Raw genomic sequence first — 25,862 nt, forward strand, 5'->3', positions numbered from 1 at the left:
TTGGTTAATGTACCTGTACTTGGATCATACGTTGTTAAACCACCGATGATGTTTTTAACACCTTCGCCTTGTGCATTGAGCTGATTACCTGTCACAGCCTCAGTTGAACCTGCTGCAACCGTACCATCCGTTAAGCCACTGATTTTTCCTGTCGCGCCATCTGTGACCACATTGCCCACAGTCACTTTATCAAAGTTAACATCTTTCGCCGTTGCCACTTCATAGTTCACTGAACCATCAGCATTGGTCGCTGAAGTCACAACAATGTTGTCACCTTGAGTCACAGTGGTTTTTGATTTCTTCGCTTGATCAGTAATTGCATCCGCAATGGTGTTATAGCTGCTGCCATTGGCATTGAATGGACCACTTAAACTACCTGCAGTATTGGTCACACCGCCACCAATAAGATCGCCTGTGCTTTGTGCCGTGGTATTGAGCTGATTACCTGTCACAGCTTCAGTTGAACCTGCTGCAACCGTACCATCCGTTAAACCACTGATTTTGCCAGTCGCACCATCTGTGACCACATTACCGACAGTCACTTTATCAAAGTTAACATCTTTCGCCGTTGCGACTTGATAATTCGCAGAACCATCAGCATTAGTCCCTGAAGTTACAACAATGTTTTCACCTTGCGTTACTGTCGTTTTCGATTTCTTCGCTTGGTCTGCAATTGCTTCAGCAATGGTGTTATAGCTGCTGCCATTGGTAGTAAATGGACCACTCAAGTTTCCTGCATTATTAGTTACACCACCACCAATAATACTACTTGTGCTGCCTTGTGCTGCATTTAACTGACTACCATTGATGGCATCTGTTGAACTTGCAGAGACATCTCCTGCAGTTAAGCCACTGATTTTGCCTGTTGCGCCATCCGTGACTACATTACCAACAGTCACTTTATCAAAGTTAACATCTTTCGCCGTTGCGACTTGATAATTCGCAGAACCATCAGCATTAGTCCCTGAAGTTACAACAATGTTTTCACCTTGCGTTACTGTCGTTTTCGATTTCTTCGCTTGGTCTGCAATTGCTTCAGCAATGGTGTTATAGCTGCTGCCATTGGTAGTAAATGGACCACTCAAGTTTCCTGCATTATTAGTTACACCACCACCAATAATACTACTTGTGCTGCCTTGTGCTGCATTTAACTGACTACCATTGATGGCATCTGTTGAGTTTGCAGAGACATCTCCTGCAGTTAAGCCACTGATTTTGCCTGTTGTGCCATCAGTGACTACATTACCAACAGTCACTTTATCGAACTTGACATCTTTCGCCGTTGCGACTTGATAATTCGCAGAACCATCAGCGTTAGTACCTGAAGTTACAACAATGTTTTCACCTTGAGTCACAGTGGTTTTTGATTTCTTCGCTTGGTCTGCAATTGCTTCAGCAATCGTGTTATAGGTGTTTCCATTGGTCGTGAATGGACCACTCAAGTTTCCTGCATTATTGGTTACACCACCACCAATAATACTACTTGTGCTGCCTTGTGCTGCATTTAACTGACTACCATTGATGGCATCTGTTGAACTTGCAGAGACATCTCCTGCAGTTAAGCCACTGATTTTGCCTGTTGCGCCATCCGTGACTACATTACCAACAGTCACTTTATCAAAGTTAACATCTTTCGCCGTTGCGACTTGATAATTCGCAGAACCATCAGCATTAGTCCCTGAAGTTACAACAATGTTTTCACCTTGCGTTACTGTCGTTTTCGATTTCTTCGCTTGGTCTGCAATTGCTTCAGCAATGGTGTTATAGCTGCTGCCATTGGTAGTGAATGGACCACTCAAGTTTCCTGCGTTATTGGTTACACCACCACCAATAATACTACTTGTACTGCCTTGTGCTGCATTTAACTGACTACCATTGATCGCATCTGTTGATGCTGCAGACACATCACCTTTGCCAACATTCGTGATTTTATCACCACCAACATCGAGACCATTTGCTGTACTTGTTAATACCGTATTATTTGTTACATCGCCTATTTTTACTTGAGGCGTATTTATCCCTATATTATTAATACTTGTAGCGCCTGTTGTAACACTACCTGCCGCACCTAGATCAAGTTGTTTCTTTAAAGCAAAATCAATAGTTGTTGTACCATTTGATGCAGTTTGTGTCGCAGTTAAGTTATTTTCACCTGTTGCAAGACCGATATCAACTGTATCACCAGTTTTCACTGCTTGTGCTGGATTAGCATCAGATTTAACATTCCAACCATTATCTAATGTATCTAAAGCACTTTTAATATTGGTATAATTTTTACCATTTACATTAAAAGTTGGTGCAACTATTGAACTTGTACCATTAGGATTGGTATTCACTTGCGCACCAATCAACATCAGCAAGACTTTTGTTTGCAGTTTCTAATGCTGTATTGGTTTGATAAAGCTGTGAACCATTGATCGCATCTGTACTTGTTGCTGAAATTTCCCCAGGTGCAACGTTAACAATTTGACGTTCTGCACCTACCGCACCAATACTTACAACCCCAACAGAAGTACCAGCAAAATTATATTTAATTCCATTTACAGTTTGATTTGAATGCTGAACATTTGCTTTATCAATAGAGTTTGCACCCAAAACAACACTGTTTTGGTTAGTTACCGTAATATTATTACCAATTGCAACTGAATTTGTTCCTGCTGCCGAAATACTTGAGCTACCACCAACAATAATAGAACCTGTTGCAAGTGCTTTTGCATCACTACCTATCGCGACTGCTTCATTTCCTACCGTTGTACTTGTACCTGCAACTGCGCCAACACCAATTGCAACTGCATCAGTTCCTTGCGAAATTGCTTTTGTACCCAAAGCTGTTGAGTTCTCCGCCAAAGCTTGTGCTGCTGTCCCTAATGCTTGAGATTGTTTACCCACCCCTTTTGCATTTAGACCCATTGCCATAGATCCATCGCCAGAAGCTACAGATGTTGCACCAATAGCCACACCACCAGCACCACCAGCAGTCGCTGTCATACCAATTGCAGTAGCAAAGTTACCTTTTGCTGTTGCTGTTGCACCAATTGCAACCGCAGCACCACCAGAGCTTTCAGTAGCAACATAAGCACCAGATAAATCATTACCTGTTAATGTTTTAAACTGGTCTTTATTGGCTTGTATATTTGTAATAGCAGTGATGTCATCACCACCAATGGCAACCGATGCATCACCATGTGCTCGAGTATTTGCACCCAATGCTGTAGACTGTTCACCTAATGCTTGGGAGTCTGCGCCAATAGAAACTGATTGGGTTGTTAATGCAAGAGCCGATGACCCCATTGCAATACCTTGACCAAAACCTGAACCTGCTGCTGCTGCTCCTGTAATCAAAGTCTGATATAAAGTTTGTGCTGCTGCTGCATCTAAAGTTTTTGTTACACCACTCGTTGCCGTTTTATATGTACCGCCTGTTGCAACACCATTGGCAATTGTTAAATCAAAATCAAACTGTCCTGAAGAACCTTTTGTACTTCCTGTAAACTTAGTTGCACTATTTGTTGCAATACTTAAGGTTCTAGAACCTACTACTTGATTACCTATAGCACCACTTGCTAGTTTAGGATTTTGTGCACCACCAATTGCAATAGATGCTGTTCCTGCTGCATAGGTGTCAGCTCCAATGGCTGTCGTTCTTAATCCAGCTGCATTACCACTATCGCCTATTGCAATGGATTGAGTCCCTGTAGCCTTAGTACTATAACCCAATGCAACTGATTTCTCACCAGAAGCCACAGTCGCATTAGCATTGGTTTCCCCACCACCAATTGCAACTGCATACTGACCAGAAACAGCACCTAAAGTTCCAGCTGCGGTTGCGTTATTAGTGCCAGAAACACCACCACCAATACGCATAGAGCCTTTGGCAGTTGTCGTTCCATTTCCACCACTCTGACCACCACCAAGCCCAAGGTTACCACCGTTAGCGTAAAGGTCCCCACCTAGTGTTAAGCTATTTGAACCTGTGCCATTTCCATAAAATAATACACGCCCTGTCTGTGTAGAACGGTCAGTTGCGACACACGTTACGTTCGCATTTCCACCTAAGTTTGCATTTGATGGCGTATTTGTAGCATTAGATGTTGATACCACATTACTACCAAATCCAGTTGTGGAGTTAGTACCACTATAGTTACCCATTAAGTTATAGCCGCCTTGGTCATATGTCCAAGTACAAGCAGTATCAGTACCATCATTAATGAAGATACCTGCACCCGCATGAGTCAATGCAGTGGTCATCGTCCCTGTCGCTAAAATCAGGTAGGACACCATTTTGGTCATTTTGAAAAATTGAGTTTTTTGTTCTTCATCCGTCAAAATGGTTTCAGAGGTTGTAACCTGAGCAGTTGATGATTTTGTTTTTCCTTTTGCAATCTCAGACACTGCCACCCACGTACCTAAGGTTGCGTTCCAAATCACTTTGTAAATCTTATTCATTAGATATTCCTCTTAGGGTGGCACTTAGAAATTTTTTAGTATTCTTTCAAAAGTGCACATAAAACACACAAAATTAATTACAATTAAATAACGAATGGCGTCAAAAATCAACAAAATTATGCGACTTTTTTCACACTATCGCTCTTATTACAACCCTTGTATCGCATTTTTATATTCACTGCGTAATATTCAATCATATTAATCAAAAATTTACTATTATTCAAAACATTAACAATCACATAAAATTGATTAATTTTTCTTACAAATGATAAAATTTAAAAAACAAGATATTGATTTTATTTATTTTTTCAATGAAGCAATTCTTATTTGTAATATTAAGTCTTTTCACATTTACATTTTTTTTATTTTTTTATTAAAATTTATTAAAAGAGTCTGCTTTGGGCTAGCTTTGCTATACTTCTTTTTAATTTTTTTTAGAGCTTCAATCTTGAAAATCATTTTTGCAGGTACACCCGAATTTGCAGCCCATGCACTCAACGCACTCTTAAAAACTGATCATGAAATTGTAGCTGTCTACACACAACCAGATCGTAAAGCGGGACGTGGGCAAAAAATCACAGCCTCTGCGGTCAAACAACTCGCACTGGAACATCACTTAGCTGTTTATCAACCTTTAAATTTTAAGTCTTCTACAGAGGAAGGTTTGGCTGCACAAAAACAATTGGCAGAACTCAATGCCGATGTCATGGTGGTTGCAGCTTATGGCTTAATTTTACCACAAGCCATTTTAGACACCCCAAAATATGGCTGTCTTAATATTCATGGTTCTTTGTTACCACGTTGGCGTGGTGCAGCACCCATTCAACGTGCTATTTCTACAGGTGATGTAGAAACTGGTGTGACGATTATGAAAATGGCGGCTGGTCTAGACACTGGCGATATGATGTTAAAAACAGTTTGCCCAATTGAAGCAACGGATACATCAGCAACTTTACATGACAAACTTGCATTACAAGGTGCAGAAGCGATTTGTACAGTATTGGCATCTGAAAGTATTTTACAAACATATTTAGCAAAACGTGAAGTACAAGACGAAGCTTTAACGATTTATGCAAATAAGCTCTCAAAAGCTGAAGCAAAAATTAACTGGGCTCAATCTGCTGTAGAAATTGATCGTAATATTCGAGCATTTAACCCTTGGCCTGTTGCTTTTACGCCTATAGATGAAAGTAATAATTTGCGTGTCTGGAATTCATCATTGTCTGATGTAAATACAGATAATGCGGTTGCAGGCGAAGTGGTTGCAATTGATCAACATGGTGTACATGTGGTTTGTGGTGATCAGAAAGCGGTTTGTATCACTCAATTACAATGGCCGGGCGGTAAAGCTCTAAATGCTGTACAAATCATTCAAACTCAAAAGTTAAACATAGGACATATTTTCGCATGAGCCAACAACATCACGCGTCTAAGCAAATGGTGAATTTACGTGCTCAAGTGGTTCGCACTTTACTTTCTGTACAAGATGGAAAATCTTTAAATAGTTTTTTACATCAAAATTTAGAGCAAGTCACAGAACGAGATCGTGCTTTATTTCATGAATTGGTTTTGGGTACATTACGTCAATGGTATGCGCTAAAAGCCATTACCTTACCTTTACTCAATAAGCCTTTAAATAACCCTTCAATTGAAACTTGCCTCTATCTTGGTTTATACCAGTTACTCTGCACTCGAATTCCTGCTCATGCAGCAATTTCAGAAACAGTAACAGCGACCAAGCAACTCGGTTATGAAGCCATGGGCGGTGTAGTCAATGCGATCTTGCGCCGTGTTTCACGTGAAACACCTGAGTTTCAAGCTGCACTAGAAGAAGCACATGGTTTACCAAGCTGGCTATATAAACGCTTAAAGAAAGACTGGTCTGAAGATGTTCAGGAACTTTGCCATAACTTAAAACAAAGTGCGCCTTTGACTTTACGAGTGAATGAACGCCAAGTTAGCCGTGATGAATATCTTGAAATTTTAGATGAGGCAGATATCAAAGCACATGAATGTGATTTGTCTGAAGTAGGTATCGTGCTTGAACAAAACACCAATATCACCCATTTACCCGGTTTCGAGGAGGGTGGTTTTTCTGTTCAGGATGAACACGCTCAACTTTGTGCAACATTATTGCCTGACTTAAATGGCAAAATTGTTGTCGATGCTTGTGCCGCACCCGGTGGAAAAACTGCGCATATTTTAGAGCATTTTCAGCCTAAAAAGCTGATTGCTCTAGATCAAGATGCAAAACGTCTCTTACGTGTTTCTGAAAACTTAGAACGTTTGGCTTTAAATGATGTGACTGAAGTTGAGATTTTAACAGCAGATGCAACAACATGGGTCAGCCCTGAATTAGTGGATTGTATTGTATTAGATGCACCATGTTCAGCAATTGGCGTTATGCGTCGCAACCCAGATATTCGTGTCTTACGCCAATCAACTGATATTCAAAAAACAGTTGAATTGCAAAAACAAATTTTAAATCAAATGTGGCAACAACTTAAAGTTGGCGGTACTTTGCTTTACATTACATGTTCGATTTTAAAAGCTGAAAATGAACAGCAAATGATTGATTTTTTTGCTGAAAATGCAGATGCACAAGAGATTAAAATTGAGGAAAAATGGGGTTTAACTCAAACGCATGGTCGTCAGTTATTACCTGAAACGGGTTTCGGTGATGGCTTTTATTATTGTAAGATTCAGAAAATTGCATAAATATTTGTCTGCTTAAAACACAATAAAAAAATGCCCGATGATCATATCGGGCATTTTTTTCATACAATGAGTAAAGACAATACAGCGTTAGTCTTCTGCCTCATCTGGATTTTTAATAAGATGAATAGTGGCAACAATAAGACCACCCCAAAGCAGAACAATTGATAAAATCATCATGATAATCGCAGATGTATTCATGTTAATTTTCCTCCGATGTTTTGTCTTTCATCATACTTAAAATCACTGCACCCAGCACAAAGAATGCCAATACAGCACCACCGACTAACCATAATATTGCAGCAGGATATCCACCATAACCATCTGTGATCACAGCCTTAATGGTGAGCAATAAAGCGATGAGTAAAGACAATGGCGTAATGACTGTTAATAGGAAATTCCAGCCCGTTCCTAATTTAATACTTGAATATTGGTTCACATGTGCTTGAAGTGTTTGCATCAATGGACGACGTAACCAAGACACCAAAATAATTGATAATAAACCACCACCGACAATCCCAATATTGTTGGCAAAATAATCAATAATATCAACAAAGGTAATTGCACTATGTGTAGAAAATAACAGCGTTGAAATCACCGCAGAAATTCCACCAATAATGGTCACAGCTTTATTTTTAGACCAGCCAAATTTGTCTTGGAACGCTGCAATCGGTACTTGTAAAATACTCACCATCGAAGTGATCCCAGCAACCACAAGTGAAGCAAAGAACAAGAAACCAAATAAATCCCCGCCTGAACCCATGCTTGAAATGATTTTCGGGAATGCAATAAAGGCTAAACCAATTCCTCCTGAAACCACATCTTTTACAGGAACACCTGAACTTTGTGCCATGAAACCAAGAGCAGCAAAGACGCCAATTCCTGCTAAAATTTCAAATGATGAGTTGGCTAATGCAACCACAACGCCTGAACCTGTCATATTGGCTTTTTTGTTTAAATACGATGCATAGGTCAGCATGATCCCGAAACCAACAGACAATGAAAAGAAGATATGACCAAAGGCTGCCAACCATACCTTATAACTCATCATTGCCCCCCAATTGGGTGTAAAGAATGCATTTAAGCCTTCTGCCGCACCCGGAAGACGTAGCGCTTGAATCACCAATATCGTGAATAAAATGACCAATAAAGGCATAAAGATTTTATTGGCAAGTTCCACACCACGACGCACTCCCCCATAGAGGATGAACATCACCACAACCCAAACAATGACTAAACCAAAAAATAAAGTGGGTACAAAACCTAAAGCCAAACCTTCTCCATTTTGCAGATAGGTCTTAAAGAAAAAGTTTTCTGTATTGCTGCCCCATTGTTGACCAATGGAGTAATACATATAGTTGCCAGCCCATGACAAAACACTTGCATAATAGATTCCGATGACCAGTGTAACCATCACTTGCCACCAACCTAATGCTTCACTATTCATTAATTTTTTATACGCAGTTGGTGGTGCTTTACGATACTTATGACCCACTGCATAGTCTAAAAATAGTAATGGTAAACCTGCTGCAAAAATTGCAATCAAGTAAGGGACTAAAAATGCACCACCACCATTTTCATAAGCAACATAAGGAAAACGCCAAATATTACCTAAACCCACGGCTGAACCAATCGCCGCTAAAATAAAGCCTGATCGTGCTGACCAGCTTTCACGATTATCTGACATAGAAAATACCTAAATCCGTGAGCACTCAATTGCCGCATGTTGTCTTTGTCTTTTGCGTACAAAAAAGTGACCAATTCCTAAATTCTTTGTTGTTTGAATAAAACGGCACCTTGTGAGTGCTTTGTTGTTATCTCAAACCAGTTCTTGGTTATGAATTTCTTGCTTAAAGAAAATCTTAAAAAAAAACTGTTTAATGGCGCAACAATACCTGTTTTCCTTGCCTTTTACTGTAATTTCTACACTAAATTCGACTTTAGAATAATCATTTTTAACTTAATCTTTACTTTTTTATTGCCTATTCATCCTCTACAAATATCTATTTTATTCATGGTTATTTTACGGTACTAGGAATGCGATAATGTCCTGTAATTTTATATTCATATAAAATATCATTTTCACGTGTTCCATGACCAATATTATGAATGACTAAAGGGACTTTATTTAGCATCGTTGTTTTATTTGAAATAATGCCAATATGCACCAAACCTTTGCCTAAATCCCATGTTACGATATCGCCTGCTTTAAAGTTTTGGTCGTTCACAGCATAACCTTGTCGCTGAAAATAAGTCATGATATTGGGAACACGACGATGATCAATATTTTTATCTGTATTTTTTAAGCCCCATTTTTGTGGGTATTTTTTGAAATTTGCTTTCATATCTTCATGAATGCGTTGTTGTAAATCTATGCCTTGATGTCGTAATGCACGAATCACGACATCTGTGCAAACGCCCTTCACCAGAGGCACATCTCCCATAGGATATGTAAGTTGTGTATAAGCAGGGTCGTAATATAATGTTTTCCAAATTTGTGACCGCGCATCATCCACCAACTGCATAGGCTGAAATGCCCATAAAAATGCTGAAGTACTCAGTAAAAATACAAAACTAAAAAATTTTAAAATTGGTTTTATCACGTTATTATTCCTCAATAGACCATTGATAAAGAAGTCGAAACCCCTTTATCAAAGTCATCAATTTTATTGTTTAATGGCAAGCAAACGTTCTTCTTGCATATCACGAATTGCAGACTGAATACCCTCTCGCCCTAAGCCAGAGTCTTTGACGCCACCATAAGGCATATTATCAACACGGAATGTTGGAATATCATTAATGATGACACCGCCAACATGTAAATGATCCCATGCATATAACATTTTGCTTAGGTTTTGCGTATAAATACCTGCTTGTAAGCCAAAACGGCTTTTATTAATGATCTGAATACCTTTTTCAAAGTCCTTATATTTTTCTAAAATAGCCACAGGACCAAAAGCTTCATTTTGGTAAATATCTAGGCTTTCATCGACATTTTCCAATAAAGTAGGTTCAAACATTACCCCCTTAAGTGTATTTCCAATCAATACTTTGGCACCTTTTTTCTCTGCCTGATCGACCCATTTTTTCAAACGTAACGCTTCTGTTTCTTTAATCATAGGACCAACTAAGGTACTGACTAAAGCAGGATCATCAGCTTTAATTTTTTTAAGTTTCGCAATTAATTTTTTCTTGAGTTCGGTATAAATATCAGCATGAATCAAGATTCGTTGCACACTAATGCAAACTTGCCCTGCATGCCCATATGCCCCACCAATAATACGATCAACCAATCCATCTGTAATTTCTGTATCAGGCTCGATCATGACCGCAGCATTTCCACCGAGCTCTAAAGTGACTTTTTTACGTCCTGCTCGTGCTTTCATGTCCCAACCCACTACATCGGAACCTGTAAAACTTAACAGTTTAAAACGGTCATCTGTCACTAAAACATCAGCGTGTTCACGTGGGCATGGTAAAACTGAAAATGCACCTTTGGGTAAGTCTGTTTCAGCCAAAACTTCAGCGATTTTAAGTGCGCAAATCGGTGTTAAACTGGCAGGTTTTAAAACAAAAGGACAACCTGCTGCGATTGCGGGAGCAATTTTATGTGCTGTTAAATTTAATGGAAAATTAAAAGGGCTAATGAGAGATACTGCACCAATAGGCACATATTGAATCATGCTACGAAATGCTGCTGCTGCGGGTGTCACTGCAAGTGGCATTAAACGTCCATCTTCTAGCTGTGTGACAGCATCCGCAGCGATTTGAAAAGTATTAATGAGGCGCTCAACTTCAGCTGATGCTGCACTTTTTGGCTTTCCCCCTTCTATAACAAGTAATTCGGTCAGTTCTTCACGCAATGCTTGAAAACGCTGTACACAATGTAAAAGAATTTTTTGTTTTTGAAATGGCTTCAAAGCTGCCATTTCTTTTTCCGCTTTAACAGCCAAACTTATTGCTTTTTCTAAGGTTTTTTCATCTGCCAATGCAACTTTGGCATAAACTTCATGACTAAATTTATTGTTTACTTCTAACCATTGTTCTGTTTTTACTGGCTTGCCTGCAACATATAATGGAAATTCCAATACTGCCATAACTTATCTCCTTTTATCTCTATTCTGATAATGCAAAATGGCTGAAACCCCTATATCATGCCTTCAGTTTTTATAACTATGAAATGTATTTAAGTAACAATCATGCCAAAAAATACGTATTTTCAGCCAGAGGATGTTATGCAGTTAGTAAAATTACCCCTGTTTCTTGCAGTTTTAGGATTAAGTTCATTTGCACAAGCTGACTTTATTGGCTTAAAAGGTGATATCAGTTATTGGAATATTGATGGCAAAGCCAATATTGATGAGAAAAAATTAGCGGATCAAGATTTAGACCGCACAGGTACTGTTCAAGCTTCTGTTGCTTTTGAACATCCAATTCCTGTGATTCCAAATGTCAAAGTAAAATATACAAAATTAGATACAGAAACCGACACTGATGCATTAACAAAAACTGATCTAAATCTTGATCATACTGACTTTATTTTATATTACGAAATTTTAGACAATGTTGTGAAAGCCGATGTTGGTGTTGGTGCAACGCGCTTAAATGGTGATGTTAAACAATTCGGTACAAGCTTTGATGTTGATGAATATGCGCCGATTGTTTATGCAGAAGCAGGAGTCAAACTACCATTTACAGGTTTAAGTGCAAAAGCTGAAGCAACTTATACCAACGTAAACGACGTGAAAATTACTGATGCACAAGCCGAAGTTCAGTATAACTTTGTGCAAAGCATTTTACTCGATGTTGGTGCTAAAGTTGGCTATCGTGTCATGAACATTGAACTGAGTGATCTAGATAAACGTGATATGAAGTTTGAATTTAAAGGTCCTTATATCGGTTTAGATGCCCACTTCTAATTTGCAAATATATCCCTTCAATGTAAAAGCAGATCTTAGGATCTGCTTTTTTATGTTTCATTTTTGTAGGAAATAACGTACACAGAATACAGTAATTTTCCTCTAGTTCTACAACATCAAAATCCTTATTCTATATTCATAGGGAACAGGAAGTTTCCCAGACATAAAACAACAATAATTGGTCTGAGCATCAGGAACGTGAGATTCGACAGGAGTCAGATCTAACTAACCAATACAAAGAAAACCTCATCAGGAAGATGGGGTTTTCTTTTTTATTGCTGTTTTAAATTGTCCACTTATAAACTTTTTAAATAAGCAACGATCTCTTGATGACCTGCCATTTCAGCCAGTTCTAAAGCGGTATAAGCTGCTTTATATTGAAGATCAGCACCATGTTGAAGTAATAATTTTACGACTTCCAATTGGTCATTTTCTGCTGCTGCCTGCAATGCACTATAACCTTCATCGTCCGTTGTGTTGGCATCTGTGCCATCAGCCAAACATTTCTTGACTTGTTCAAAATCCCCCAAAGAAGACCAATATACCAATTCAGGTAAATGTAGCTCTTCATCATCTTCAGGAATGGGTGAGATAGAATTAAATTGCATAAATCATGACCTGCTTTTTTGACATCAATGGATTGAAGTATATTCAAGATCAAACTTTTCAGTTTAATTAAATGCGATGAAATCCCTAAAATGAGTCAATAAAATAAAAATGTTTTCGACAAATATATTTTCTCCAATGAAAATATCAACTTTGCTATCTCCATTCACTCATCCACAAAGTATTAAAAGCGTAATATTTTAAGCAATGGTTTCAAGCACATATTGGCTAAGTGCTTTTGCATTTTGCACAGGAATCCAATGGGTTGCGTCCATAATCACTTCTTTATAGGGTGCTTTGACGTAGTGTTTATTAAACGCAACGCTTTTTGCACCAATGGCTGAATCATGTTTACCCCAGATAAATAAGGTGGGCACAGTCACTGCCTGAGTTAAGTTTTTACTGGAACTAAAAGGAATCGCACGATACCAGTTCAGGGCTGAACTTAAACGCTTCTCCTGCACAATTTCCTGCTGAAAATCATTGAGCTGTTGTGCAGTCATGCCTGAATCTTTTAATAAAGCTTGCCCAATTTTTGGTAATTTTTCAAATAATAGTTCAGGAATTTTAGGCAGCTGGAACAATCCCATATAATAAGATTTAAATAATTGGTTGCTGCTGAGCATGGCTCTGATAAATGCTGCTTTATGTGGCACAGAAATCGTGATCAGGTGCTTAATTTTGGCAGGATAGCGCTGTGCAACTTCCCATGCCACCACAGCACCCCAATCATGCCCCATCAGATAAACAGGCTGCTGAATCAGATCAAGTAACGCATTTACGTCTTCTACCAAAGCTGAACTACGATAATCACGGCGTTTTTGCGGTTGTGCAGCCAAACTATAACCACGCTGATTGACCGCCAAAGTTCGATAGCCTTGAGCATTTAAAATTTCGGAAGTTTCACGCCAGCTTTTATTGGTTTCAGGAAATCCGTGTAGCAACACAAAAATCTGTCCATGCAAAGGACCTGTGTCGATGACATCAAAACTCAGATTTTCTCGTTGAAAGGATTCGATGCGTTGGTTTTTGATATCTAAACCCATGATGACCTCAATTTTAATTTTTATTGATCTTGATGCTTTCTGATAAAGTTTAAAACGGCTGAACAGGACAGTCTAAGGGCTAAACAGGTCGATGATTGTTTGACAATTATCCAACCTCTTTAACCCATCTACTTATACTGCTGTAATTGTTCCTAAAATACGATCACCTTGGGCACCTGTTACCGCAGGCAAATTACCACTCAGCCGTTGATCAAAACGCATGGCTAGCCATGCAAATGCGGTTGCCTCGACCCAAGTTGGGGCTAAACCCAATGCCGAGGTGGTTTGTACGGACCAATTATGTTTACGCAAACGCCAACGAAGTTGTTCCAAGAGATGCGAATTATATGCACCGCCACCACAAACATAGACTTCACCTGTGTCCAATGGTGAACGGTAAATGGCTTTTTTAATCGCACGCGTGGTTAACTTCATAAGCGTGGCTTGAACATTTTCAGGCGTATCTTCAAGTTCGTCATATTCAAGGTCATTGCGCCAATCTGCAATCTGCTCATCCAGCCATTCCAGATTAAAATCCTCACGCCCTGTACTTTTTGGCGGTTCTTTAGAGAAATATTCATGTGCCTGTAAGCGGTCTAGCAAGCTACGAATCGGTTGCCCATACGCTGCCCAGTTGCCATTTTCATCATAAGGCTGACCTGTATAACGATGGCACCATGCATCCATCAAAATATTGGCAGGTCCTGTATCAAAACCATAGACTTCTTCAGGTTTACCCGCAGGTAACATGCTGACATTGGCGATACCGCCTAAGTTCAGAATCACCCGATGAATACTTGAATGTTGAAATAATGCCTGATGAAATGCAGGGACTAAAGGCGCACCTTGCCCACCTGCTGCCATATCACGACGACGAAAATCTGAAATCACAGGAATTTGCGTGATTTCAGTGATGATATTGGGATCACCAATTTGTAAGGTAAATCCATGTTCAGGACGATGGCGAATGGTTTGCCCATGTGAACCAATGGCTTTAATCTGTGAACGATCCAATTGATTTTCTTCGATCAGTTGATTGACGCCATTACCAATCATGGTTGCCAGTTCAACATCAGCTTTGCCCATACGATCAATTTCATTGTCATCGGGCAAAGTCAACGCCATCAGTTCAGCACGTAAGTCAGGCTCAAATGGCACAGTCAAAGTGGCATGAATCTGTAAAGGATCAAATGAAGCTGCGACAAAATCGACACCATCCATGCTTGTTCCTGTCATTATGCCAATATAGATTGTTGTCATGCGTTATTCTTCGCCTGCATTGTGCTGAAAAAATGTTAGTATATCGCACAAATGAGATAACTGATGTATTGGATTTTGTGATGTCTAATTTCCTGCCAGCGGAAGAACAACTTGCCCTCATCCAACGAGGCACACACGAGATTATTTCTGAAGAGGACTTATTAAAGAAACTCAAAGAAAATCGTCCTTTGAATATTAAAGCAGGTTTTGACCCAACTGCACCTGATCTTCATCTTGGACATACTGTTCTGATTAATAAGCTAAAAACTTTTCAAGATCTTGGTCATAACGTGACATTCCTGATCGGTGACTATACCGCGATGATTGGTGACCCAACAGGTAAAAGTGCAACACGTCCACCATTATCACGTGAACAAGTTTTAGAAAATGCAAAAACATACCAAGAACAAGTCTTTAAAATTCTTGATCCAAATAAAACCAAAGTTCGTTTTAACTCTGAATGGTTTGCAAGCAAAACTGCTGCTGATTTAATTCAACTGGCTTCACAGCAAACTGTAGCACGTATGCTTGAACGTGACGATTTCACTAACCGTTATAACAACCATCAACCGATTGCGATTCATGAGTTTTTATATCCTTTAGTACAAGGTTATGACTCTGTTGCACTTGAAGCAGACGTAGAACTTGGTGGTACAGACCAAACCTTTAACTTGTTAATGGGTCGTACTTTACAAGGTCGTTATAATCAAGAAGCGCAAGTGTGTATCACTGTGCCGATTCTTGAAGGTTTAGATGGCGTCAATAAAATGTCTAAATCTTTGGGTAACTATATTGGTGTGTTTGATGCACCAGGCGCAATGTACCAAAAAGTACTGTCTATGCCTGACAGCCTGATTGAGCGTTATTTTGAGTTACTCAGCTTTAAATCAATGGACGACATTGAAGTTTTATTGAAAGAAATGGCTGAAGGGCGTAATCCACAAGACATCAAGAAAATTCTTGCACTTGAGTTGGTAGAACGTTTTCACGGTGCGGAAGCAGCTGAACATGCACACAAAGGTGCAGGTAACCTGATTACTGAAGGTGAATTGCCTGAAGGTACGCCTGAAGTGACTATTTCACGTGCTGAGTTTGGTGGTGAAGTGTCTATTATTTCTATCTTGCGAGCAGCGGGCTTAACCAAAAATTCAGCGCAATCAAAAGATGCTGTTTCACGTGGAGCCGTGAAAGTCGATTGGGAAGTTGTTGATGCAGGTTATATGGTGAAAGAAAACGGTACGCTGATCATTCAGGCAAGTAAAAAAGCCATTGCTAAAGTGACATTTGTAGATTAATACTTTCACTTCAGTTTAAAAAGCCATCGAATAGATGGCTTTTTATATGAAAAAGATCATCTTTATTTTAGTCACTTATTCACCTGTCGTACTACATTCAAAGTTTGTGCGGTCTACTGTACAACGCGCTCTTTTCAAAACAGACATCATCACTGGGTCATAAACGCCCATTTGAGTCAGCTCAATACGCCCATCTCTTAATAATTTTTGATAACGAAGCGCATCTTCTTTAGAGACATCAAACTTATATTTGGCAGGAATTTCTGCTTCCATACGCTCAATATTTTTAAAAGATTTTGGTAATTGTTTAACTGACCATTCACGTGATTTTAAACCAAAACCATCTGGGAATTGATCTGCTTTAATAATCAAATCCGCAGTCACATTGACCACAGGATAAGTAAACATTGCACCATTTGCCCCTAAGCCTTTATGAATTTCTAAGGGCTTATACGCATAAGCAGGTGCAGCAATTGCATCGACTTCACCACGATTAAACTTTTTCACAAAATTAGAAATTTCAGAAGGAACACCGATGGCACCTACACGTTCAACTGCCATTTTTTGGGCATCATCATAGTGTAAATAGGCAAATTTTTTACCTTTACCTTTTTCTAAAGTATTGATTGAACGGTCTCGCACAAAAATATAAGCAATACCCAGTGGAGTAATTCCTACTAACTCATATTTCACACCATTTTTTTCTGAAACTAAACGTTTTGCATTACGTTTATCCATCGCATATAAAATCGCTTTTCGTGCAATATCATTGGTTGGAATACCTCCTAAAGCATCAATTGAACCACCAAAACGGTTATATTCTCGCGAACGCATCGTGGTCATTGCCGCAGCATCACATTTATTGGTTTTGAAGTCCTTTGCGACTTGTTCTTCAAATTGATAAGCCACTAAATTTACATTCGCACCCCATTCCTTCGATGCCAATGCCCATTCTTCCATCAATTTATAAGATTCACCTGCTTTACCCAGTAAATCGAATATGCATACATTTTGTTTCGCAACAGCAGTATTTGTTTGCCATGACATAAATGCCATTAAAGCAACGCCGATTATTTTTTTCATTTTTTTATTCCCTTAATAATAAAATTAATTTTTGATTTAACTCATGTTATTTACTCTTGTGACAACTGGTTTTTTAAATATGATTTTTGAGGTCAAATATCAAAATCAAACGTTCAAAAATCATATTTCTGTTTGATCTAAAAAATTGATTATTCGCCTGAAAGTGAACATTCAAAATTTGTTCGATCAACCGTGCAACGTGCTCTTTTTAGAACCGTCATCATATCTACATCATAAATACCGCGTTTTGTAAGCTCAATTCGTCCATCACGTAATAATCTTTGATAGGTTAATTGATCTTCTTTGGAGATCGTGAGTTTGTATTTAGCAGGAATATCAGCCTCCATATATTGAATTTTCTTAAACATTTTAGGAAGTTGCTGTACAGACCACGCTCTAGATTTTTCACCGAAACCCAATGGAAATTGGTCTGATTTTAAAATCAGATCAGCCGTCACATTCACAACAGGAAAAGTGAACATTGCTCCTTTATCGCCTAAGCCCTTATAAATTTCTAAAGGTCTAAAGGCATATACAGGTGCAGCAATTGCATCGACTTGCCCATCATTAAATTTTTTAACAAAATTTGAAATATCAGAAGGAACACCTATAGCACCCACTTGTTGAACTGCCATTTTTTGTGCATCGTCGTAGTGTAAATAGGCAAATTTTTTACCTTTGGCTTTCGATAATGTATTAATCGCACGGTCACGAACAAAAATATAAGCAATACCTAAAGGGCTGATTCCTGCTAATTCATATTTCACACCATTTTGTGTGGAGACTAAACGGCGCGCATTACGCTTATCTAAAGCATAAACAATTGCCTTATGTGCAATTTCATTTGAAGAAACAGCCCCCAAAGCATCAATAGAACCACCAAATTTATTGTATTGACGTGAGCGCATTGAAGTCATTGCAACAGCATCACATTTTTGTGTTTTAAAATCTTGCTCTGCTTGTGCCTCTGAACGATATGCAACTAAATTAACATTTGCTCCCCAACTTTTTGAAGCAAGCGCCCACTCCTCCATTAATTTATAAGATTCCCCTGCTTTTCCAAGCAAATCAAATACACAAACATTTTGTTTAGCTTCAACTAAACTTGATGCCATTAAAGTACATAAAAATAAGGCACTAGAACTTAGTGTATTTATTTTATGCATCATTTTCTCCTACAACGTTTTTTATTTATAAAACTCAATTAAAATACTTATAAGTGTGATTTGTATCATAAAACCAATACTTTATGTACAATTTTAACCATTTTATAGACGAAAGCATAAAATGATTTCTTTTATTTTAAACTGAGAAACTTGCTGTGGATATTTTATTCTTTGGTGCAAACTCATTTATCTATTAAGATAGCGCATACATTTTGCAGTATAGTTTTTATTCATGATTCAGCTAGAACAACTTTCTTTACGTCGCGGTGGGCGTGTACTTTTTCAAAAAGCATCGATGCAACTCCATCCAGGTTGGAAAATTGGTTTAACTGGTGTCAATGGTGCTGGTAAATCAACGCTATTTTCAGCCTTACTGGGCGGAATGGAATCAGATCATGGTAGCCTAAATCGTCCTGATGTTTGGACTGTGGCACATATGGCACAAGAAATTAAAGCTTTGGATATGAAAGCAATTGATTTCGTCCTTTCTGGTGATGAAGAATTTTGGCAAATTCAACATCAACTTGAACACCCTGAACAACTGAATAATGATGAACTTGCACATCTCTATGGTCGTTTTGATGAAATCGACGGCTATTCAGCAACAGCAAAAGCTTCACAGTTAATGGCAGGTTTAGGGTTCTTTGAATATCAGTCACAACTTGATGTTTCAAGCTTCTCGGGCGGTTGGCGTATGCGCCTAAATCTGGCACGTACATTGATGAGTCGTTCAGATTTACTGCTACTCGACGAACCAACCAACCATTTAGATTTAGATGCTATTTTATGGTTAGAAGACTGGCTCAAAGCCTATGAAGGTACACTCATTTTAATTTCACATGACCGTGATTTTTTAGATGCGATTACAGATCATATTTTACATATCGAAAATCAAGAATTGATTTTATATACAGGTAATTATTCAACCTTTGAACGCACACGTAGCGAACGTTTAGCACAACAACAACAAGCCTATGAAAAACAGCTTGAAACACGTGCACATTTGCAAAAATATATTGATCGCTTTAAAGCACAAGCCACCAAAGCCAAACAAGCACAAAGCCGTATCAAACAGCTTGAACGTATGCAAGAACTCTCTGCTGCACATGTAGATACACCCTTTACCTTTAGTTTCCGTGAACCAAGTAAAATGAGTTCACCACTGCTTGAGCTTGAACATGCCGATATTGGTTATAGCAATAAACTGATTATTACCAATGTAAATTTACAAATTACACCAACCAGTCGTATTGGTTTATTGGGAATGAACGGTGCAGGTAAATCAACCCTGATCAAATCTCTTGTCGGTGATTTAGCTTTAATACAAGGACATCGTAAAGAATCTGAACTGCTCAATATTGGTTATTTTGCGCAGCATCAAATGGATGCTTTAGATGGCACTGCAAGCCCAATGCTACAATTGGCTCGTATTGCAGACAAAAAAATTAGTGAAGCAACACTTCGATCTTTTCTTGGTAGTTTTGGCTTTAGTGGCGAACGCATGGATACGCCAAGTGAAAGCTTTTCTGGCGGTGAACGTGCGCGTTTAGCTTTAGCACTGATTGTATGGAAACGCCCAAATGTCTTGATTCTCGATGAGCCAACCAACCATTTAGATTTAGATATGCGTCATGCACTGACCATGGCATTACAAGATTTTGAAGGTGCTGTGGTATTGGTTTCGCATGAACGCCAATTGGTTGCAAGTGTTTGTGATGAACTCATTTTAGTTCACAATGGGCAAAGCCGTGAATTTGATGGTGATTTGACAGCCTATGCAGACTGGTTACGCCAAGCTCGTCTTGATTTAATCAAACAAGGGCAAAAACCTGCTGCACCTGTGCAATCACAAGTTCAAGTCAAACCAACCATTTCAAAATTAGATAAAGAAGCACAGCGCAAAGAAATGGCACGTCGTCGTGAGGTGAGTCGCCCAATTCGTAAAAATATTGAAAAAATAGAAGCACAAATTGGTAAAATTCAGCCTCGTCTTGTTGAAATTGAAACCTTACTCGGTGATACCGCACTTTATGAGGCAAATCGTAAAGATGACTTACTCAAGTTGATGAATGAACAGACTGAATCGAAAGCCAAGTTAGAACATGCTGAAGAGCAAATGTTAGAACTGATGATGGAATTAGAAGAATTAGAAAGTTCTTTTGAAGATTAATCATTTAGCCAAGAGGAAGTAGTGCTAAACTACTTTCTCTTTTCTCTGCACTCATCATAAAAATGAAAATAGAATATTATGATGGTATCTATACAGATATATTCGGCTCTGTTCCTATAAGGATTATCAATAATTTCAAATTCTTAAGTTTTAAAATCCGTAATATTTCTTTTATCGCAACTGATTTTGATGATTTAACTATTCACAATACAAGTACTTTAACCCAAGACCAAGCTCAGCAATTTACTTGGGCAAAAGATGCTCTGATCAATTATAAACTGCAAATCAATCTCCCTTTAACCATCATTGAAATTGAAAATCAGCAAATTTTCCAATGTAAATCTAATTTACAGATTGAAATGCACCAAACCGTATATAGCGTGCACTTAGATTTTGAATTATCAGGTCAATGCTACTCAGCATCTCATAGCGACTTTGAAGGTTTATTTGATCAAATACAACGACAATTTCAAGGAAAATATCGCTTTAAAAACTGTTATGGCTGTTTATATGCAGATTATAGTGTTTATGGGCAAGCACAAATGGGCAGTATGGGGTGTTTTAAACAGCAAAAATCAAACTATTTGGCAGTAAAAAATAAAGATGATTATATGCAATTAGATGCAGTTGATTTTTGTAATCAGGAAATTTATTGCTGTGAAGATTACACCATACGCGATCAACAAGTCGGTTATCGCGGTACCATCGATTAATCTAAAACATGTCAATAAACTATGCCATCTATATACATCGCTTTGATGTGTATAACACTAGACTTTTCCCCAACTTGAAAAAAGTTATCCACAGTTTTTAGGGATAAAACCCAAGTTATCCTCAGTCATCAAATCTTAGCTAAAAGCAGAATAAAAAACACAACTCAGATTTCCAGCACAACAACCCAATACAATGAAATATCCACTTGTGTATAAGTCAATCTACATCTGCGGATAACAGCAAAGTTATCCACAGCCTATCTCTATTTATACACAAAGCGGTCAAATTAACTTTTTAAAAAACGCAGTTCAGTAATTTTCCATTCTTGTTCATATACCCATTGCTCCTGAATGACTGTCGTACTATCTTCTAAATGAATCAAAACCATACATAAAGTTTGCTCACGATTGAACTCATATTCTTCACTTTTTACATTGGGTTTTTGAGGTTTCCAGACACCATTTTTCACAGCATGAGCGATCTTTTCATAACGTGTAAAATTCCCTTCTATACGTCCATCTTTTTCATAAATCACTTTAAAATGCTCATCTTCATACTGAGCAAGAACATCATAATTTCCTGTAAAAAAAGCATTTACCCAAATATCTCGGGTGTGCTCTAATTGATTATCCATCATTCTAGCCTCTTGTTTTATATACTATTGTCTATGAAATAAATACTGACATAGAAATAAGTCACTTTGATAAAATAATTTTAGATATACAAATAATCCTAAGATTGATACAAAATTACAGGCAAAAAATAACCCCAAATATATCATTTAGGGTTATTTAAACAGGGATAAACTTAATTAAGCATCAATATCAGCATTCAAAGCATTTTCTTCAATAAATGCACGACGTGGTTCAACATCATCACCCATCAAACATGCAAACATACGATCTGCTTCAATCGCATCATCAATTGTGACCTGTAACATATTACGGTTTTCAGGATCCATTGTAGTTTCCCAAAGCTGCTCTGCATTCATTTCACCTAAGCCTTTATAGCGCTGAATCATCATGCCACGACGCGAGTCAGAGATGATTTGTTGCCAAACTTGATGGAATGTCGATACGTTAATTTTACGCTCACCTTTTTGTAAAAATGCACCATTTTCCAATAAAGTGAACCAGCTTTTTGAGTTTTTCAACAAACGAATATATTCACTTGATGCTAATAAATTGGCATCTAATAAATAATGATGTGGCAAATTATGTACATAAATCGTTAAACGTGGGAAATATACCGTCGAACGAACACCCTCAGCATTTTCACGTTCAAAACTTTCAAGACTCAGTTCAGGACGTAAACTTGCTTGTGCTGTTTCAATCGCAAGACGCAGGTTTTCACCCCACTCTTTCACATAATTTTGATCATGATTTTGGTCAAGTTTAAATGCTTCTAAACCTAATAAACCATCAAGTAAAGTCGCAGGATAACGTACAGTTAAACGCTGTAGACTTTTCTGTGAAGTTTGATAATCAGCAATGACATTTGCTAATGCTTCACCACGAATTGCAGGTGCATCTGCACTAATATGTAACTCTAATTCATCAATTGCACTAGAAATCAGGAAAGTTTCTAAAGCGTCATTATCTTTAATGTACTGCTCTTGCTTACCTTTTTTCAATTTATACAGCGGTGGTTGTGCAATATAAATATGACCTCGTTCCACTAATTCAGGCATTTGACGGAAGAAGAAAGTCAATAAAAGCGTACGAATATGTGAACCATCCACGTCCGCATCGGTCATGATAATGATTTTGTGATAACGCAATTTGTCAGGATTGTATTCTTCACGTCCAATGCCGCAACCCAATGCTGTAATCAAAGTACCGACTTCTTGTGAAGAAATCATCTTATCAAAACGGGCACGCTCTACGTTTAAAATTTTACCTTTAAGCGGCAAGATCGCTTGCATTTTACGGTTACGACCTTGTTTTGCCGAACCACCCGCAGAGTCACCTTCCACTAAATAAAGTTCAGATAATGCAGGATCTTTTTCTTGGCAATCTGCTAATTTTCCAGGCAGCCCAGCAATATCCAATGCACTCTTACGACGTGTCATTTCACGGGCTTTACGAGCAGCATCACGCGCACGTGCCGCATCAATGATTTTACCTGCAATTGATTTTGCAGCCTGAGGATTCTCTAAAAGATATTCAGAGAACGCTTTATTCATTGCTTGTTCAACTGCAGATTTTACTTCGCTTGAAACTAGTTTTTCTTTGGTTTGTGAAGAAAATTTTGGATCAGGTACTTTTACTGAAACAATCGCAGTTAAACCTTCACGTGCATCATCACCAGAAACAGCAACTTTTTCTTTTTTAAGGATATTTTCACTTTCCATATACTGGTTTAAACCACGTGTTAACGCAGCACGGAAACCAGCTAAATGTGTGCCACCGTCTTTTTGTGGAATGTTGTTCGTAAAACAACGTACATTTTCCTGATACGTATCATTCCACTGCAATGCCACTTCTACAGTGATGCCTGTTTCAAGCGTTTGAGTCGTAAAATGAAAAATATCATTGAGATGAGTTTTGCCTTGGTTAATATATTTTACAAACTCAGACAGACCACCTTCATAATCAAAAATATGTTCAGCACTGATACGTTCATCACGTAGAACAATACGTACCCCTGCATTTAAAAATGAAAGTTCACGTAAACGACGTGCCAAAATATCAACATTAAAAATCGTCTGGCTAAACGTTTCAGCACTTGGCCAGAAGCGTACAGTCGTTCCACTGATGTTTGTATCGCCAATCACTTTTAAAGCATAAACAGGATCACCATGTTTATATTCTTGTTGGTGAACATGACCTGCACGATGGATGGTTAACTCAAGCTTACTAGATAAAGCATTTACAACAGAAACACCTACACCGTGTAAACCACCAGAAACCTTATAGCTGTTATCGTCAAACTTACCACCTGCATGCAGAATCGTTAAAATAACCTCTGCTGCTGACACCCCTTCTTCAGGATGAATATCTGTTGGGATCCCACGACCATTATCAGACACACTCACAGACTCATCTTCATGAATCGTGACAATAATTTCATCACAATGACCAGCTAAAGCTTCATCAATGGCATTATCGACAACTTCAAACACCATATGGTGTAAGCCTGAACCATCATCCGTATCGCCGATATACATTCCCGGACGCTTACGTACAGCGTCTAAACCACGTAATACTTTGATACTAGAGGAATCATAAGCCTTTTCAGTGGTTGGTTCTGTTTGAGAAGCGATTTGATCTTCTGAACTCATGGTTTCTCCCTAGCGAAAAATAGGTCTATTAAGAATTAGCTTAAAATAAAAAAATCATGGCACAACAAGTTGAACTTGACCGTTATCAACATTGAATAATTGGTAGGAAATCGACAAATCATGTAAGTGTTTTTTTACTGAATCTTGGTCCAATGTGGTCAAAAAAACCTGACTTCCAAGTTGGCTTAATCGTTCAATTAAACGCTGTTGTGCAGTTAAATCTAATTCTGCTGTCACATCATCTAATAATACCACAGTTTCCTTATTACAAGCATGTAGCATGGCAATTTGTGATAGTTTTAATGCCATGATCAATAACTTTTTTTGCCCACGAGAAAGAACAACATCAGCATCTCCTGTTGGTGTTTTTAAACGTAGATCTGCACGGTGTGGTCCATATTCAGTATAACGCCGCTCTACATCTTTTTGATGATAATTGATCAGGTCATGTGCCAAACCATGCTCTACATGAAAGCCAGCACTATAGTCCATTTCAATACTCAAATTAGGCAATAAAACTTGCAGGTCTTGTGCCAAATAAACTTTCCATTGTTCCACAATTTCAAGACGCTGAGAGTGCAGGATCTCACCATATTCACTTAACATTTTATTCCAAGGTTCAAGCTCAGCTAAACTTAAATTACGCTTGGTTTTCAGCAAACTATTGCGTTGTTTCAGTGCACGTGAATAATACTGCCATGCATGGTAAAACTCAGGTTCCACGTGAAACATTAACCAGTCTAAAAGTTGACGCCGAGGTTTTGCTCCATGATCAATAATATCAGTACTCAGTGGGTCGATCAGTTGTAAAGGTAAGATTTTGGCTAACTGTCCTTGTGTTGCAACAGAGTCACCATTGACCTTGATAAGCTGCTCACCACTTTGTAATTTTTGCATGCCAATTTTTTCAGTTGCAGATTGAGCAAAAACCAAAGCATCTGTACTGTTATTTTGAATATAATGTTTGGGAATATGGGTACGAAAAGAACGCCCTGTTGCTAACAAATGGATCGCTTCTAAAATTGAAGTTTTACCTGAACCATTTTTGCCATAAAAAACATTAAACGGCTGCAACTCGTGGAGTGCAACCGTTTTTAGATTTCGAACACGTTGTATATTTAAGCGTGTAATATGCATGTGATGAAATGATCTAAGCTGA

General features: G+C 38.3%; 20 protein-coding genes. 6 read left to right on the plus strand and 14 right to left on the minus strand.

The features are described 5' to 3' along the window. Both HX005_RS18245 and HX005_RS18250 read right to left on the minus strand, forming a co-directional pair. Nucleotides 1–2,336 (minus strand): beta strand repeat-containing protein (locus HX005_RS18245; protein ID WP_502872771.1); only part of this gene is annotated, 2,336 nt, incomplete at its 3' end. After that, nucleotides 2,320–4,446, minus strand: a complete 2,127-nt coding sequence (locus tag HX005_RS18250; RefSeq protein ID WP_286378443.1) for an ESPR-type extended signal peptide-containing protein — start codon at nt 4,444–4,446, stop codon at nt 2,320–2,322. The genes HX005_RS18250 and HX005_RS18245, both read right to left, overlap by 17 nt. Nucleotides 4,447–4,894: 448 nt before the next feature. Between HX005_RS18250 and fmt the strand changes: the two genes are divergently transcribed. Then, nucleotides 4,895–5,857, plus strand: coding sequence for a methionyl-tRNA formyltransferase (gene fmt, locus HX005_RS18255; RefSeq protein ID WP_286378444.1), 963 nt, complete (start codon nt 4,895–4,897; stop codon nt 5,855–5,857). Continuing rightward, nucleotides 5,854–7,164, plus strand: a complete 1,311-nt coding sequence (gene rsmB / locus HX005_RS18260) for a 16S rRNA (cytosine(967)-C(5))-methyltransferase RsmB (protein ID WP_286378445.1) — start codon at nt 5,854–5,856, stop codon at nt 7,162–7,164. Before fmt ends, rsmB begins: the two co-directional genes overlap by 4 nt. A gap of 87 nt (nt 7,165–7,251) precedes the next feature. On the opposite strand, the gene HX005_RS18265 is transcribed toward rsmB, so the two are convergent. From HX005_RS18265 to HX005_RS18280, 4 genes are all read right to left on the minus strand, one after another. Further along, complete coding sequence (locus HX005_RS18265; RefSeq protein WP_107010000.1) at nt 7,252–7,362, minus strand: methionine/alanine import family NSS transporter small subunit; 111 nt, start codon at nt 7,360–7,362, stop codon at nt 7,252–7,254. Nucleotide 7,363: 1 nt separating this feature from the next. Next, on the minus strand, nt 7,364–8,848 hold the full coding sequence (locus HX005_RS18270; protein ID WP_286378446.1) for a sodium-dependent transporter: 1,485 nt from the start codon (nt 8,846–8,848) through the stop codon (nt 7,364–7,366). Nucleotides 8,849–9,179: 331 nt separating this feature from the next. Continuing rightward, on the minus strand, nt 9,180–9,686 hold the full coding sequence (locus tag HX005_RS18275) for a DUF1287 domain-containing protein (RefSeq protein ID WP_286378465.1): 507 nt from the start codon (nt 9,684–9,686) through the stop codon (nt 9,180–9,182). Nucleotides 9,687–9,827: 141 nt separating this feature from the next. Next, entirely contained in the window at nt 9,828–11,258 is a 1,431-nt protein-coding gene (locus HX005_RS18280; protein ID WP_286378447.1) for an aldehyde dehydrogenase family protein, read from the minus strand. A 138-nt stretch (nt 11,259–11,396) separates the two neighbouring features. Here HX005_RS18280 and HX005_RS18285 point away from each other — a divergent pair, with 138 nt between their 5' ends. Further along, the gene (locus HX005_RS18285) at nt 11,397–12,080 is read left to right on the plus strand and encodes a TIGR04219 family outer membrane beta-barrel protein (protein WP_286378466.1); all 684 of its coding nucleotides are present in this window, start codon (nt 11,397–11,399) and stop codon (nt 12,078–12,080) included. 296 nt (nt 12,081–12,376) lie between these two features. Here HX005_RS18285 and HX005_RS18290 read toward each other — a convergent pair whose 3' ends face one another. The 3 genes from HX005_RS18290 to HX005_RS18300 all read right to left on the minus strand — a co-directional run bounded on the left by HX005_RS18290 (nt 12,377) and on the right by HX005_RS18300 (nt 14,992). Then, nucleotides 12,377–12,688: an ankyrin repeat domain-containing protein gene (locus tag HX005_RS18290; RefSeq protein ID WP_107010003.1), complete on the minus strand. Its 312-nt coding sequence runs from the start codon at nt 12,686–12,688 to the stop codon at nt 12,377–12,379. Nucleotides 12,689–12,886: 198 nt separating this feature from the next. Beyond that, nucleotides 12,887–13,732 carry an alpha/beta fold hydrolase gene (locus tag HX005_RS18295; RefSeq protein ID WP_286378448.1) on the minus strand — a complete coding sequence of 282 codons (846 nt, stop codon included), beginning with the start codon at nt 13,730–13,732 and terminating at the stop codon, nt 12,887–12,889. Nucleotides 13,733–13,864: 132 nt separating this feature from the next. Further along, nucleotides 13,865–14,992: an anhydro-N-acetylmuramic acid kinase gene (locus HX005_RS18300; RefSeq protein ID WP_286378449.1), complete on the minus strand. Its 1,128-nt coding sequence runs from the start codon at nt 14,990–14,992 to the stop codon at nt 13,865–13,867. 80 nt (nt 14,993–15,072) lie between these two features. Between HX005_RS18300 and tyrS the strand changes: the two genes are divergently transcribed. Beyond that, nucleotides 15,073–16,287, plus strand: a complete 1,215-nt coding sequence (gene tyrS, locus HX005_RS18305; RefSeq protein ID WP_286378450.1) for a tyrosine--tRNA ligase — start codon at nt 15,073–15,075, stop codon at nt 16,285–16,287. Nucleotides 16,288–16,362: 75 nt separating this feature from the next. Here the strand turns inward: tyrS and HX005_RS18310 are convergent, their stop codons facing one another. Both HX005_RS18310 and HX005_RS18315 read right to left on the minus strand, forming a co-directional pair. Continuing rightward, complete coding sequence (locus HX005_RS18310; protein WP_286378451.1) at nt 16,363–17,370, minus strand: putative solute-binding protein; 1,008 nt, start codon at nt 17,368–17,370, stop codon at nt 16,363–16,365. Nucleotides 17,371–17,519: 149 nt separating this feature from the next. Then, complete coding sequence (locus tag HX005_RS18315; RefSeq protein ID WP_502872772.1) at nt 17,520–18,539, minus strand: putative solute-binding protein; 1,020 nt, start codon at nt 18,537–18,539, stop codon at nt 17,520–17,522. Between the two features lie 229 nt (nt 18,540–18,768). Here HX005_RS18315 and HX005_RS18320 point away from each other — a divergent pair, with 229 nt between their 5' ends. After that, on the plus strand, nt 18,769–20,706 hold the full coding sequence (locus HX005_RS18320) for an ATP-binding cassette domain-containing protein (protein ID WP_107009875.1): 1,938 nt from the start codon (nt 18,769–18,771) through the stop codon (nt 20,704–20,706). Between the two features lie 62 nt (nt 20,707–20,768). After that, entirely contained in the window at nt 20,769–21,419 is a 651-nt protein-coding gene (locus HX005_RS18325; protein ID WP_286378452.1) for a DUF6304 family protein, read from the plus strand. Between the two features lie 287 nt (nt 21,420–21,706). Here HX005_RS18325 and HX005_RS18330 read toward each other — a convergent pair whose 3' ends face one another. The 3 genes from HX005_RS18330 to recF all read right to left on the minus strand — a co-directional run bounded on the left by HX005_RS18330 (nt 21,707) and on the right by recF (nt 25,840). Next, nucleotides 21,707–22,057, minus strand: coding sequence for a hypothetical protein (locus HX005_RS18330; RefSeq protein ID WP_107009873.1), 351 nt, complete (start codon nt 22,055–22,057; stop codon nt 21,707–21,709). Nucleotides 22,058–22,231: 174 nt separating this feature from the next. Beyond that, complete coding sequence (gene gyrB, locus HX005_RS18335; RefSeq protein WP_286378453.1) at nt 22,232–24,703, minus strand: DNA topoisomerase (ATP-hydrolyzing) subunit B; 2,472 nt, start codon at nt 24,701–24,703, stop codon at nt 22,232–22,234. 54 nt (nt 24,704–24,757) lie between these two features. Further along, nucleotides 24,758–25,840, minus strand: coding sequence for a DNA replication/repair protein RecF (gene recF, locus HX005_RS18340; protein WP_286378454.1), 1,083 nt, complete (start codon nt 25,838–25,840; stop codon nt 24,758–24,760). Between the last annotated feature and the right edge of the window lie 22 nt (nt 25,841–25,862).

Origin of the sequence: Acinetobacter sp. R933-2, assembly GCF_030325485.1 — a bacterium.
GTDB lineage: Bacteria > Pseudomonadota > Gammaproteobacteria > Pseudomonadales > Moraxellaceae > Acinetobacter > Acinetobacter sichuanensis.